The 14,039-nt window shown below is 26.9% G+C and carries 10 protein-coding genes; 8 read left to right on the plus strand and 2 right to left on the minus strand.

Annotation, left to right across the window (positions count from 1 at the left end):
• Nucleotides 1-2: 2 nt before the first annotated feature.
• On the plus strand, nt 3-800 hold the full coding sequence (locus LPB137_RS03565) for a metal ABC transporter permease (RefSeq protein WP_076084451.1): 798 nt from the start codon (nt 3-5) through the stop codon (nt 798-800).
• Between the two features lie 31 nt (nt 801-831).
• Here LPB137_RS03565 and LPB137_RS03570 read toward each other — a convergent pair whose 3' ends face one another.
• A complete protein-coding gene (locus LPB137_RS03570) occupies nt 832-2,904 on the minus strand; it encodes a PLAT/LH2 domain-containing protein (RefSeq protein WP_076084454.1) in 2,073 nt (690 codons plus the stop codon).
• Between the two features lie 215 nt (nt 2,905-3,119).
• Between LPB137_RS03570 and LPB137_RS03575 the strand changes: the two genes are divergently transcribed.
• The 6 genes from LPB137_RS03575 (at nt 3,120) to LPB137_RS03600 (ending at nt 9,775) form a co-directional block, all read left to right on the plus strand.
• Nucleotides 3,120-3,944, plus strand: a complete 825-nt coding sequence (locus LPB137_RS03575; protein WP_076089198.1) for a CvfB family protein — start codon at nt 3,120-3,122, stop codon at nt 3,942-3,944.
• Between the two features lie 91 nt (nt 3,945-4,035).
• On the plus strand, nt 4,036-4,572 hold the full coding sequence (gene prx-suh, locus LPB137_RS03580; protein ID WP_076084457.1) for a thiol peroxidase Prx-SUH: 537 nt from the start codon (nt 4,036-4,038) through the stop codon (nt 4,570-4,572).
• A gap of 86 nt (nt 4,573-4,658) precedes the next feature.
• Nucleotides 4,659-5,852 carry an NnrS family protein gene (locus tag LPB137_RS03585; protein ID WP_076084460.1) on the plus strand — a complete coding sequence of 398 codons (1,194 nt, stop codon included), beginning with the start codon at nt 4,659-4,661 and terminating at the stop codon, nt 5,850-5,852.
• 80 nt (nt 5,853-5,932) lie between these two features.
• A complete protein-coding gene (gene msrP / locus LPB137_RS03590) occupies nt 5,933-6,892 on the plus strand; it encodes a protein-methionine-sulfoxide reductase catalytic subunit MsrP (RefSeq protein WP_076084463.1) in 960 nt (319 codons plus the stop codon).
• The gene (locus LPB137_RS03595; protein WP_076084465.1) at nt 6,892-7,455 is read left to right on the plus strand and encodes a protein-methionine-sulfoxide reductase heme-binding subunit MsrQ; all 564 of its coding nucleotides are present in this window, start codon (nt 6,892-6,894) and stop codon (nt 7,453-7,455) included. The genes msrP and LPB137_RS03595 overlap by 1 nt, the downstream gene beginning before the upstream one ends.
• Nucleotides 7,456-7,723: 268 nt before the next feature.
• Nucleotides 7,724-9,775, plus strand: coding sequence for an ATP-dependent helicase (locus LPB137_RS03600; RefSeq protein WP_076084467.1), 2,052 nt, complete (start codon nt 7,724-7,726; stop codon nt 9,773-9,775).
• A gap of 7 nt (nt 9,776-9,782) precedes the next feature.
• On the opposite strand, the gene LPB137_RS03605 is transcribed toward LPB137_RS03600, so the two are convergent.
• On the minus strand, nt 9,783-11,261 hold the full coding sequence (locus tag LPB137_RS03605; RefSeq protein ID WP_076084469.1) for a sensor domain-containing diguanylate cyclase: 1,479 nt from the start codon (nt 11,259-11,261) through the stop codon (nt 9,783-9,785).
• Between the two features lie 146 nt (nt 11,262-11,407).
• On the opposite strand from LPB137_RS03605, the gene LPB137_RS03610 reads away from it, so the two are divergent.
• Complete coding sequence (locus LPB137_RS03610; protein WP_076084471.1) at nt 11,408-14,023, plus strand: valine--tRNA ligase; 2,616 nt, start codon at nt 11,408-11,410, stop codon at nt 14,021-14,023.
• Nucleotides 14,024-14,039 lie beyond the last annotated feature (16 nt).

Genomic DNA, 14,039 nt, shown 5'->3' on the forward strand with positions numbered 1-14,039 from the left:
AAATGTTAGAAATATTAGAATACGATTTTATTCAAAATGCATTATTAGCTGGTTTATTAATTTCTATAGCAGCTGGAATAATTGGTTCACTTGTTGTTGTAAACAAAATCACTTTTTTAACAGGTGGAATTGCACATAGCTCTTATGGTGGAATTGGGATTGCAATTTATCTAGGTTTACCTGTGTTATTTGGTGCAACTGTTTTTGCTTTAATTACTGCTGTTATAATTGCGATATTGACTTTAAACAATAGAAATAGAGCAGATGCAATTATAGGAATGATGTGGGCTTTTGGTATGGCTATTGGTATTATTTTTGTAGATTTAACACCTGGTTATAATGTGGATTTGATGTCCTATTTATTTGGTTCAATAATCGCAGTTTCAAGCGATGATATCATTTATATGACAGTTTTAGATGTATTTATTGTTCTTATTGTAATGTTTTTTTATAAAGAAATATTAGCTGTATCTTATGATAGTGAGTTTGCAAAATTAAGAGGAATTAATACAAAATTCTTTTATACACTAATTTTAGTATTAGCTTCATTATGTGTTGTTGCAGCTATTAAAGCTGTTGGGCTTATTTTAGTGATTGCTTTACTTACTATTCCTACCTATTTAGCAGAAGCATTTTCAAATAAACTATCTCAAATGATGATAATAAGTTCAATTTTTGCAAGTATTTTTACACTTAGTGGTTTAGTGATTTCATATCTTTATGATATATCCTCAGGTGCAAGTATTATCATCTCAGCTGTAGTAATACTTACACTTGTAAAACTTATAAAAAGAAAATAAGTAGCTTTAATAGCTACTTATTTTCTACTAACTAATTTTTCTTTGGCATCTTTTCTAAAGTAATTTCTCTTTGTATTTTTTTATCTCCAACAGTTTTTGCAAACCATTTATAAACTCTTGCAGACCATTTATTTTTTGAATTACCCTCTGTTATATAAATACTTTGTAAATGCCAACCTGGTTTTGATTTACTATTATCATGTCTAATCATAACTTTTTTAATTTCGCCAAAATATTTATCTACAGGAATATTTTGAATTGTACGAGAACCTCTTTCAAAATCATCACTTATTGTATCAATATGATACTCGGGACTTTCCCAATTATCACCTTTTAAAGTAATAAATACTTTTGCACTTGTACCTGCATTTTTTTCATTACTTGTATTTATTTCAATATTGTAATACTTTAACTCTTTGCTAGGTACTAAATCATTTTCAAAAGCTCCATTATTTTTCATATTAATAACTCTTACTCTACCACTGTATTTATCTAATAAGAATAGTTTTAATTTTGTATTTCTTGCTTTAAAGTATTGAATATTACTCCATTGTTCCATTGGTACTAATCCCATAACAAATTTGTTTCTAAAATAATTGTCATCAATTAGTTTTCCAATTTTTGCATCATTTTTAAGGTTGTTGATTTTATGAATATGCATAATTCCATTTCTACTTACACCTTTACTTATAATTAAGTAAGATTTTTTCTCAGAAGCTTTAAATATATTCATTCTAACCCATCCTGTAGACCAATCTTGCGTATCTATCTGTTCAAAATTAAATTTTTTATTTTTTAAGTAAAATTTACATTGAGAATATATTGTTCTTTTACCTGTATTATTAATTCCATAAATATAAACAGCATTTTCAGTTTCAATTACTTGAATATCTGTACCTACAATAGATTTAGAATTCTTTAAAAAATTTGCTTCTTCAATTACTTTCTCTCCAAGTGTTCCATTGCTATTCATAACTCTAATATGTACTGTCCCATCATCTCTGTTTAAGATTACATAAGTTTTATTTTTAAAATAAAAAAACTCTATTTTATTCCAACCCGAACGCCAGTCATGTTTTTCTATGACTTTATCAATTGTTCCATTATCATTAACTTTGTTTATATGAACAAGTCCATTTGTATAACCATCACCTTTTCCTGCTTTCATTAAAAAAAGATAAGTTTTCCCTTTAACTGTATAGAAATTTATATTACTCCAACCCTTAGTCCAATCATATGTTTGTATGTTTCTTCCAATACTTCCATCTGCTTTTATATTATGAATATGAACAAGTCCATTACTTGGTTTTAATAAAAATAAGTATTGTTTACCTTTTACTTCATATATCTTACTATTCCAACCTTTTGACCACTTATCAGCATATAAAACAGAATCACTTTTTAAACTAATTACTGTTCCTGAAACATAACTTGATGCATATTGTCTTCCCCAAAAACTACTCCATCCTAATATTTTTAAATCAATAAATTTAGCGTAACAATCTTCTCCTGAAGTTAAGTCTAAATACCAAACACATGTCTTTTCAACATCAATATCACCATTAGTTTTATATTTACAATCCATTCCTACAATTGTTACCCAATGATTACCTTTACTAATTAGTGCAACTACAGGAATAGCTCTTCTTAAGTGATGTCTAACTTTTTGTATAATAGAACTATTTGTGCCTTTATTATGTCTTATAGTGTCGTTTTCAATATCTTTTCTAGAAGTTAAATTTTTTTTAGTAAGTTTATCAAGCCCCACTGCTAATTGTGCAGGAGTTGTAAAATAATCATCTCCTGGATTAAAAATTATACCTCCTAAAAGAAGTTTGTTTGCATACTTTCTAAAATCACTTGGTCCTGATGTAACTTTGACATATTTTTTAATTCTACTTCTTGGTATTGCATTAACAAAATAACCCATAAAACTATGTGCAGCATCAATTCCACATCCTACATATGAGCCTGCTTTTGCATTTACTGAATAAGGTGCGCCATTTACGTAAAGTCTTAGTCTTTCATAGTTGTTTTCTTCATCGTTTGTAATTTTGACTTGTCTTGTTTTGTTATATTTTAGGGCATAGAATTCTGTTGACATGATATTTCCTTATGATTTGGACTGTTGTTTAAAACACCTATAGTATAAGCTAAACTAATAGTTTAGCTATACTGTTTCCTTATTCTAATTTTACTCTTATATATCTTAATATGTTATATAATTATTAAATAGCTTAAGAAAGTTTTATTTAGCTATAATGGACAAAATTAAACAAAACGGAATTACTAAAAATGACAGAAAATCAAGAACAGTTAATAAATGAACATATATATGTTGGTGAAATAAATAAACTAGCAGTATATAGAAAAAGCGAACCGGGAATTTACTTAATTAGTGAAGACAAAGAAGAAGTACTTCTTCCAAATGCTTATGTAACAAATGAAATGGAACTAGGTTCTTTTTTAGATGTATTTATCTATACAGATAGTGAAGATAGATTAGTTGCAACTACACTTGACCCATACCTATATGTAAATGAATTTGCATATTTAGAAATTGTAGATACTGCTGCTTTTGGAGCTTTTGTTGATATAGGGCTACCAAAAGATATTCTAGTTCCTAAAAATAAACAAAGAAGTATTTTTCATAAAGGTCATAAAAAAGTTTTAAAAATGATTCTTGATGAAAAAACTGATAGACTTATTGCTACAGAAAAATATACTTTAGAGCAAAATATAAAAGACTTAAGTGAAAAAGATGAGGTGGAAATCCTTGTTTATTCAAAAACTCCACTTGGATATAAAGTAATTGTAAATGACTTATACGATGGAATGATTTTCCATACTGAAATATTTGAAAATATTTATTTTGGTGATAGAAAAAGAGCTTATATTAAAAAAATAAGAGATGATAATAAATTAGATATTTCACTTCAAGAAATTGGTAAAAAAGTAAAAGACGATAAAGTTTTTGAGATTTTAAAGAAAAATGGTGGAAAACTTGATTTTACTTATAAAAGTGATGCAGAAGATATCAAAAAAGTTTTTGGTATTAGTAAAAAAGCTTTTAAAGCAACGCTTACAAAACTGTTAAATGAAGAGAAAATTGTCCTAGAAAGTAATTGTATTAGAGTTAAATAGTAATAGTTACAACTTGATTGCGCACAATTAAGACAAAATTTATCCGAATTTATTATAATGTCAAGAAATATTAAAAATAAAAGGAAATTATATGGCAACAACAAAATTAAAAGGTAATGAAGTAGAGTTAAGTGGAGCAGAAGTAAATGTTGGTGATAAAGCACCTGTAGTTACTGTTGTAGCAAAAGATTTATCTGATGTTCAAGTTGGTGGAGAAAATGGTAAATCACAAGTAGTTGTAGTTGTTCCATCTTTAGATACACCTGTTTGTGCAGCTGAAACTAGAAAATTCAATGAAGAAGCTGCAAAAATGGAAAATGCAGAAGTAATTGTAGTTTCTATGGACTTACCATTTGCAATGGGAAGATTTTGTACAACTGAAGGAATTGAAAACTTAACTGTTGGTTCTGATTTTAGAGCAAAAGCATTTGCTAAATCTTATGGTGTATTAGTTGCATCTGGAGCATTAGCTGGAGTTACTTGTAGAGCAATTTTTGTTATCAATGCATCTGGAGTAATTACATACAAAGAAATTTGTCCAGAAATTACTGAAGAGCCAAATTATGATGCAGCATTAGCAGCATTAAGTGATGCTACTTCAACTTCTTGTTGTGGAACTTGTCAATAATCAAGGTTTAAAAAATCACGATTTGATATACTTCTAAAAATCACAAAAGGTCACTTTCCTGTGACCTTTTTATTTTAGGAGACAATATGTTAGCAACTTGGTATAAGAAGTTTTCTTCTCAACCTCACCAGCCATTTTTTACAAATGGTATTATATTTTTTATTCTTTTTATGATGCTTTTTATAGCAACATTCTCAAATGTTTTAATCTTAGATGATGCAATTTTAACTTATCATGCTTATACAATGATTTTTGTTGTATTTATTCAATTTTTCTTAGGTTTTCTTTTTGTTGTATTCCCAAGATTTTTATCGCAAGCAGAAATCTTACCTAAAGTTTATATGCAACAATTTTTATTATATTTTGCTAGTAGTGTAGGAATACTTTTATCTCTTATTTTTGTTCCTAGTATTACTTTTATTTTTCAAATTTTAATGCTTATTGCTCAAATACTTAGTTTTAATTTACTATATTCTATTCATAAAAAAAGTATAGTACCAATTAAAGAAGATACAAAATGGATTTTAATAGCTTTTTTAACAGGAGTTGTAATGCATGCACTTTTTATAATAAGTACTATTGATTTTAAATATTCATTAACAGTTTCTACTTTTGCTATAAATTGTGGTTTTTATTTGTTTTTATTTATGATTATATTTACTGTTTCTCAAAGAATGATTCCTTTTTTTACAAAAACAAAAGTACCTACTTATGTAATTAATAAATCTAAAAACTTATTACCTATAGTTTATGGTTTATTAATTTTAAAAATCTTTTTTCTATCACTTGGAAATCCTGCTTTTAATCTTTTAGCTGATGTGCCATTATTAGTTGTATTTGTAAGAGAGCTTATAAAATGGAATTTACCAACATTTAAAGTTACTGCAATAATGTGGGTTTTATTTATATCTCTTTATTGGATTCCTTTTGCACTTTTAATATCAGTTATTGAATCTTTAGCTTACTTATATGATCCTAGTATTATTTTTGAAAAAGCTGTAATTCATACACTAGCACTTGGTTACTTTGTGACGGTATTAGTTGGTTTTGGAACAAGAGTTGTTTTAGGGCATTCTGGAACTACTCCTTATGCTGGAAAGTTTGCCATAACAATATTTATAGCAATTCAAATAATTGCATTTTTAAGAATATTCACTTCTTTTTCTTTAAATTTTGATTTAAATTATATATTTTTACTAAATTTAACGGCTCTTTTATTGGTTGCTGGATTGATTATTTGGTCAAGCAAATACCTTACTATTCTTTTAAAAGGTAAATAATCTAAGAAAAGTTCTTTCTAAACATACCCTTTACACTAATGATATATAATAAATAATATAAAAAAGTTAAAGGGTAAATTATGAATATAATAAAAAAACCAAGCTGGGATATTCCTTCAAGTGAAGTTACACCAGAAGAACTATTTAATAAAAGAAGAACTTTCCTAAAATTAGGAGCTGCTTCTCTAGTTGCTTCTGGAGCTTTAATCGAAGCTTTAGCAAAAGACAATATTCCTGTACCTAATTTAAAATATCTAAAAGATAAAAATATCAATAATTTAAAACTAAATACCTATGAACAAATTACAACATACAATAACTTTTATGAATTTACAACTTCAAAAAAAGGTGTAAAAGATTTAGCACATACTTTAAAAACTGATGATTGGGAAATTGAAATTGATGGTTTAGTTGAAAAACCATTTAAAATACAATTAGCTGATTTAAGTAAAAACTTTACACTTGAAGAGAGAATCTATAGATTTAGATGTGTTGAAGGTTGGTCAATGGTTGTTCCTTGGAATGGCTTTTCACTAGCTTCATTTATTAAGTTTGCAAAACCACTATCAAGTGCAAAGTATATTAGATTTGAGACAAAATATGATGATGAAATGTTTCCAGACCAAGCTCGTGGTGTATTTGCAAGTATTGATTATCCTTATGTTGAAGCTTTAAGAATGGATGAGGCTATGAATGAATTATCATTTTTAGCAACAGGACTTTATGGTTCAACTTTGCCTAATCAAAATGGTGCACCACTGCGTTTAGTTGTACCTTGGAAATATGGTTTTAAATCAATTAAATCAATTTCTAAAATATCTTTTGTAGATAAAGAACCTTTAAATACTTGGCAAAGATCAAATAAAAGAGAATACGGATTTTATGCAAATGTAAATCCAAATGTTGATCATCCAAGATGGTCACAAAAGAAAGAGAGAGTTTTAGGAAAATTCTTAAAACAAAAAACCCTAATGTATAATGGTTATGAAAAAGAAGTTGCTCATATGTATAAGGGAATGGATTTAAGAAAGTTTATCTAATGAAACGATTTTTAATATACTTAATAATGCTTTCTCCTTTAGTATTATTAAGTGCACAAATTCTAATTTTTGAAAATGTAGTTGATCCTATTAAATATATTTATACTTTTACAGGAGTAACTTCAACGATTATACTTTTTGTGTCTATTCTTATTTCACTATTTAAAAAGCAAATAAATTTTATGAAATATAGAAAACTAATAGGACTTTTTGGATTCTTTTATGCTTTTTTACATTTAATTAATTTTGTAGTTTTTGATGCAGATTTAGATATATTTTTTATAATTGATGAAACACTTGATAAGCCATTTATTTATCTTGGAATGATTGCATTTTTTATACTTCTATTTATGGCAATTACTTCTACAAAAAATTTGTTTAAAAAGTATAGTAAGTACCATCAATTAGTTTATTTAGCCTTGATTTTAATTACAATACATTTTGTAATGGCACAAAAGTCTATAACTATACTTCAACTAATTTATATCGTAATGATTTTTATAATTGCTTACTGTAAACTTTTACAAAAAATAGTAGAAAAGAATAAAAAATTAACAAGTTAACTATTCATTAATTTTTTATTATATTTTAGTTAATAGTGACTGTGTATAATTTTCTCATAGATAAGTTGACGCAGCGACTTATTTATTCAAATAAATTTTTAAGATAGATTTCTTAAATAAAAATAATTTTTTATGTTTCCTTGTGTAAAAGGTGTCATGACTCATGGCACCTTTTCTTTTTTATAAATACTTCAATAATTAAATCAACAATAAGTCTTTTATGCTACTATTTCAAATATAAATACTACTATAAAGAATCAACTAATAAATGCCATTATCTAACCTAAATAAAGAACAATTAAGTGCTGCAACTTGTCCAAAGGGATATAACCTGATTATTGCAAGTGCTGGTACAGGAAAAACTTCTACAATTGTAGGAAGAATCGCAAACTTAATTAATAATGGAACAAAACCTGAAGAAATATTACTTTTAACTTTTACTAATAAAGCAGCAGCTGAAATGGTACAAAGAGTTGCAAAGTTTTTTGGAAAAGATATTGCAAAGCAAATTATGGCAGGAACCTTTCACTCGGTTTCTTATAAATTATTAAAACAACTAGAAATTAATATCAGTTTAAAACAACCAAATGAATTAAAAACACTATTTAAATCAGTTTATGAGAAAAGAGTATTTTACGATAGAGATGATGAAGCTAATCCATATGACGGTGGATATTTATATGATATGTATTCACTTTATCTTAACTCAAATACAGGTGAAGATTTTGGAACATGGATAAAAGACAAAAATCCATCACATGAAATATATACTTTAATTTATGAAGATGTTGTTGATGAGTTTAATGCTTTAAAGATCAAATATGGCTATGCAAACTTTGATGACTTATTAACAATTATGTTAGAAACTTTAAAAACACAAGACTTTGATTTTAAAGAAGTTTTAGTAGATGAATATCAAGATACAAATCCACTACAAGGTAGATTACTTGATGGTTTTAAACCAAACTCACTGTTTTGTGTTGGTGATTATGACCAAAGTATTTATGCTTTTAATGGCTCTGATATTGGAATTATTTCAACTTTTTCAGATAGATATGATAATGCTACAGTTTTTACATTAAGAAAAAATTACCGCTCTACTAAACCTATTTTGGATTTAGCAACAAAAGTAATTGAACATAATGAAAGAATTTATGATAAAAACTTAGAAGTTATTAGAACAGATGAAACTATAAAACCAAAACTTTTAGCTTTTAATGAATTATTCGCACAATATCAATATATCTCTGAACTTATTTCAAAAAGCCAAACACCTCATAATGATATTGCGATAATTTATAGAAATAACTCAAGTGCAGACGGAATAGAAGCAAACCTACGTGAATATGAAATTCCAGCAAAAAGAAAAGGTGGAATGTCATTCTTTGATTCTGTTGAAGTGAAGTTTATTTTAGATGTTTTAGTTATGCAAATGTCACACAATGATATGATGGCATTTATCCACGTTTTAGAACATGGTAAAGGAATTGGAAAAGCAATTGCAAAAGATGTTTTTGATGCACTTATAAAATTAGGTGATGGAGATATTTTAAGAGGTTTATTTCATCCAAATCCTGATATCAATAATCCATATGATACTAATAAAGTTAAAAACAGACAACTTGGTTTATTTGATGATTTTTTAGAGTTAGGTTCTGTTTCAAAGTTTAAAGATTGTGGTTTTGAAGAAGCATTTTTATCAAATCCAATCTTAAAACATCCCAAATTAAGTGTTGATGGTGGTAAATATATTTATGACTTTTATTTATTAATGAAGCATTTAAGAAGAACAAAAAACCCTGAATCATTAGTTTCTAGTATCAATTCTTCAATGATGTATTCAAAATTAAAAGATTTTTTATCAACTAAAAGAGCAACTGCAAAAGATGGAACAGTAAATCCTATGCAAAAAACAAAATCACTTGCTAAGATAAATCGTAAATGTATGCTTTTAAAAAACTTATCAAGAAACTTTTCAGAGTTATCAAAGTTTATTAATTCAATGATTTTAGGTGGTTCTGAGATGAGTGAGGGCGATGGAGTTAATTTATTATCAGTTCATGCAAGTAAAGGCTTAGAGTTTAAAGAAGTTTATGTAATTGATTTAATGGATGGTAGATTTCCAAATAGAAAACTTATGAGTAAAGGCGGAAGCTTAGAAGAAGAAAGACGTCTTTTTTATGTTGCTGTTACACGTGCTAAAGATGTACTTTATTTATCTTATGCAAAGTTTGATAAAATAAAAAAGATGTCTTTTATTGCATCTCCTTTTTTAAGAGAAGCTGGGTTAATTAAAGAGGATGAAAAAACTTCTATTTAAATATCACTTAACAAAAGTTAAGTCTAGATCTTACGACATTTTTTCCAGATTCTTTCGCATTATATAAATGAGTGTCTGCTTGTTGTAGCATTTCATCTATATTGTTACAATTACTATTATCACTAACTCCAAAACTAGCTGTGATCTTAACTCTTTCTTGATCTATAACTAATTTTATTTCTTCAATACTCTTTTTTAGTTTTTCAGCTTTTATTATTGTATCTTCAAGATTTGTATTTTTAACGATTAAAGCAAACTCTTCACCACCTAATCTACCAAAAATAGTTTTTTCTGTTATAAGATTTCTAATTTTATCTGCAAAAAGAATTAGTACTTTATCACCCACACTATGACCATATTTATCATTAAATTTTTTAAAGTTATCAATATCAATCATAATTACTGATAATATTTCATCATTCTTTTTTGCAAAATTGAAATGATTCTGTGCATGAGTAAAAAAACTTCTTCTATTCATTGTTTTTGTTAAAAAATCTGTATGTGCTATTTTATATAGTTTTTTATTTGCTTTTTCAAGTTCTTGAACTTTTGTCTTTAATTCTTTAGCTTCTTCTTGTATTTTTAAAGCTATTGATTCTTGTTGTAATTTTAATTCTCTTCTATATGAAGTACTAATATATAGTAAAATAAAAATTGCGATACTTGCTAAACCTAAAAATATTATTAATGATATTTCTTTTGTATGATTAATATTTTTTATTATACTTTTTACTCTAATGGTAAATATTAAATCTTTATGATTATTGTAAAAAGATATCTCATTGTAATTTAAATTATTTTTTATTTCTTTATGAATTATAGTTTTGAATGAAGAAGTTTCTTTATTGTTTAACTTACTAGTTTGAGGTTTTATTTTTGAATTTGATATGAATTTAATATTATTAAAACTATGAGAAAGATTGGTTAACTTTTTTATATCTATTTTTGAACCTGTATACAAAAATCCATTTGAAATATTTTCATAATCTGTTTTATAAACAGGTGTTTTAGATAAATAATATGCTTCACTTTTATAAATAATAACTTTATTAATTGTATTTAATTCTTTTGAATCATTTGTAATAAATACTTCAAAGTTTTTTATATCATCTATTTGTGTTCCTCTCTTATATGTAGAAAATTTTATTTTATTTTCTTTATTCGTTAAAATATAATAAGATAAACCTACATCTTCTAAGGTATAAGAACCTTTTCTAAAATTTTTAAAAATGTAATTTTGGTTTTTATTTTCAAGAAAGTTATAGACTTCATCTGAAGTGGAAAATGATAAGGCTAATTTATGATTAAATTCAAGCTGAGATTGAATTTTATATATAAGATTAGAAATATCTTTAGTATTGATTTCTTTTTCAATATCTTGATATTTATTTGTTATTAATATAAAAGAAGAAAATGTGAAAAGAATAAATAAACTTAATAAGATAGTTGTAATTGTTTTATTTTTGTCTATAAAGTTTATATTCATATATATCATCCTATATAATTTAAATATTATTTATTTCTATTTAGTTGATTATTATATCTTATTATTGCTTTATGTAAATAGATAATTTGTATTATTAAATATACTTTAGATATAATCGCGAATAATAAAGCAATATAGGATTTTTAATGAGTGAAAAATACGAACCATCAAAAGTAGAAGATAATTACTATAAAATCTGGGAAGATAGAGGTTATTTTGAAATTGAAGGAAATAAAGATATCCAAGAAGAGGGTAAGAACTTCTCTATCATGATGCCACCACCAAATGTAACAGGAAGTTTACATATTGGTCACGCACTTACATTTACATTACAAGATATCATTACTAGATATAAAAGAATGGATGGTTTTAAAACACTTTGGCAACCAGGAACAGACCATGCAGGAATTGCAACACAAAATGTTGTTGAAAAACAATTACTTGCTGAAGGTACTACAAAAGAAGAATTGGGACGTGAAAAGTTTTTAGAGCGTGCATGGCTTCAAAAAGAAACATCTGGTGGGAATATTGTTCATCAAATGAGAAAATTAGGAGTTACTCCTGCTTGGAAACGTGAGCGATTTACTATGGATGAAGGTTTAAAAGAAGCTGTAAAAGAAGCTTTTGTATCTTTATACAATGATGGTCATATCTCTCAAAATAACTATATGGTTAACTGGTGTACACACGATGGTGCATTATCTGATATTGAAGTTGAACATGAAGAAGTAAATGGTAAGTTTTATACTATGATTTATAAGTTTGCTGATGGTAGTGGAGAGCTTGAAGTTGCTACTACTAGACCTGAAACATATTTTGGAGATACTGCTATTATGGTTCATCCTGATGATTCTAGATATTCTTCAATTGTAGGGAAAGAAGTATTATTACCTTTAACAGATAGAACAATCAAAGTTATTACTGATTCTCATGTTGATATGGAATTTGGAACTGGTGTTGTAAAAGTTACTCCTGCTCATGATCAAAATGATTATGAAGTAGGAAAAAGACACGACTTAGAATTTATTAAAGTATTTGATGAAAAAGGAATTTTAAATGATTACTGTGGAGAGTTTGCTGGACTAGAAAGATTAGAAGCAAGACCTGTTATTGTAAAAGCACTTGAAAATGCAGGATATATTGTAAAAATTGAAGACCATGTTCATCAAGTAGGGCATTGTTATAGATGTAAAAATATTGTTGAACCATTTATTTCTCAACAATGGTTCTTGTCTGAAAAAATGGCAAAATCTTCAATTGATAAAACAAAAGCTCATAATAACTTCCATCCACAACATTGGATTAATTCATATACAGCTTGGATGGATGAGTTAAGACCATGGTGTATTTCTAGACAATTATGGTGGGGACATAGAATTCCTGTGTTTACTTGTGACTCTTGTAATCATCAATGGGCTGATAAATCTGATGAGCCAGAAAAGTGTCCAAAGTGTGGAGAAAAACACTATACTCAAGACCCAGATGTTTTAGATACTTGGTTCTCATCTGCTTTATGGGCAATGAGTCCTTTAGGTTGGGGAAATAATGGAAAATTAGAAGAGTTATATAATGAAGTTCAAGATATGAAAGACTTCTATCCAAATTCACTTTTAATTACTGGTTTTGATATTATGTTCTTCTGGGTTGCTAGAATGATGATGATGGGTGATCATTTCCAAGGTGAATTACCATTTAAAGATATTTATATGCATGCTTTAGTTAGAGATGAAACAGGTGCAAAAATGTCTAAATCAAAAGGAAATGTAATTGATCCACTTGATATGGTTGAAGAGCATTCTGCTGATATTATTAGATTTACACTTGCATATTTAGCTATTCAAGGTAGAGATATTAAACTTGGAGAAAAGAATTTAGAGCAATTTAGAAACTTTACAAATAAACTTTATAATGCAACTAATTTCTTACAATTAAATATAGATACTTTCCCTGATTTAAAAGATATTGAAATTAAAACTGCACTTGGTTTATATATGCAAAGTAGACTAAGTAAGTCTGTTGATGAATTAAGAGATAACTTAGAAACTTTCAAATTCAATGAAGCTGCAAGTACTCTTTATAAATTTGTATGGAATGAGTTTTGTAACTGGGGTATTGAATATTCAAAAGGTTCAAAAGATTCTATTTTAGAACTTGGTGCAATTTTCAAAGAAACACTAAAAATGATATCACCATTTATGCCATTTATTGCAGATTATTTGTATCATAAATTATCAGGAACTACTCTTGAAGAGGGTGACTCTTTAATGATTAATAATTTCCCTAAAGATATTGCAAAAAATCAAGATATGGAAGATATGTTTGCAGTAATTGAAGAAGCTATTATCTCTGTAAGACGTGCTAAAGTTGTAATTGATATGGGTAACTCAAAGATTGCAAAAGCTTATATCAAACTAGATAAGCAAATTGATATTGAAGTTGCACGTCCATTTATTGAAAAACTTGGAAAAGTTGAAAATATAGAGTTTGTAGATGCAAAAGTTGAAAACTCAATTACAGATGTATCAAATAATTTAGAAGTATACTTACCAACTTCAGAAATTGATATGAGTCCAATTATTGATAAATTAACTAAGCAACAAGCAAAAACTCAAAAAGAGTTTGATAAGCTAAATGGAATGTTATCAAATGAAAGATTTGTAGCAAATGCACCTGAAGCTGTTATTGCTGAAAATAGAAAAGCATTAGAAGATGCAAAAAATAAATTAGAAAAAATAGAAAATGAATTAAAGACTATTTCATAAAATAGTCTTTTAAAGG

Source organism: Poseidonibacter parvus, from assembly GCF_001956695.1.
Classification (GTDB): Bacteria; Campylobacterota; Campylobacteria; order Campylobacterales; family Arcobacteraceae; genus Poseidonibacter; species Poseidonibacter parvus.

What these genes read in the sequence shown, in the direction of transcription:
- msrP (WP_076084463.1), top strand. Translation starts at nt 5,933, where the DNA reads ATGAATATAATAAAAAAACCAAGCTGGGATATTCCTTCAAGTGAAGTT.
- LPB137_RS03585 (WP_076084460.1), top strand. Translation starts at nt 4,659, where the DNA reads ATGTTAGCAACTTGGTATAAGAAGTTTTCTTCTCAACCTCACCAGCCA.
- LPB137_RS03605 (WP_076084469.1), bottom strand. Translation starts at nt 11,261, where the DNA reads ATGAATATAAACTTTATAGACAAAAATAAAACAATTACAACTATCTTA.
- prx-suh (WP_076084457.1), top strand. Translation starts at nt 4,036, where the DNA reads ATGGCAACAACAAAATTAAAAGGTAATGAAGTAGAGTTAAGTGGAGCA.
- LPB137_RS03565 (WP_076084451.1), top strand. Translation starts at nt 3, where the DNA reads ATGTTAGAAATATTAGAATACGATTTTATTCAAAATGCATTATTAGCT.
- LPB137_RS03600 (WP_076084467.1), top strand. Translation starts at nt 7,724, where the DNA reads ATGCCATTATCTAACCTAAATAAAGAACAATTAAGTGCTGCAACTTGT.
- LPB137_RS03595 (WP_076084465.1), top strand. Translation starts at nt 6,892, where the DNA reads ATGAAACGATTTTTAATATACTTAATAATGCTTTCTCCTTTAGTATTA.
- LPB137_RS03610 (WP_076084471.1), top strand. Translation starts at nt 11,408, where the DNA reads ATGAGTGAAAAATACGAACCATCAAAAGTAGAAGATAATTACTATAAA.
- LPB137_RS03570 (WP_076084454.1), bottom strand. Translation starts at nt 2,904, where the DNA reads ATGTCAACAGAATTCTATGCCCTAAAATATAACAAAACAAGACAAGTC.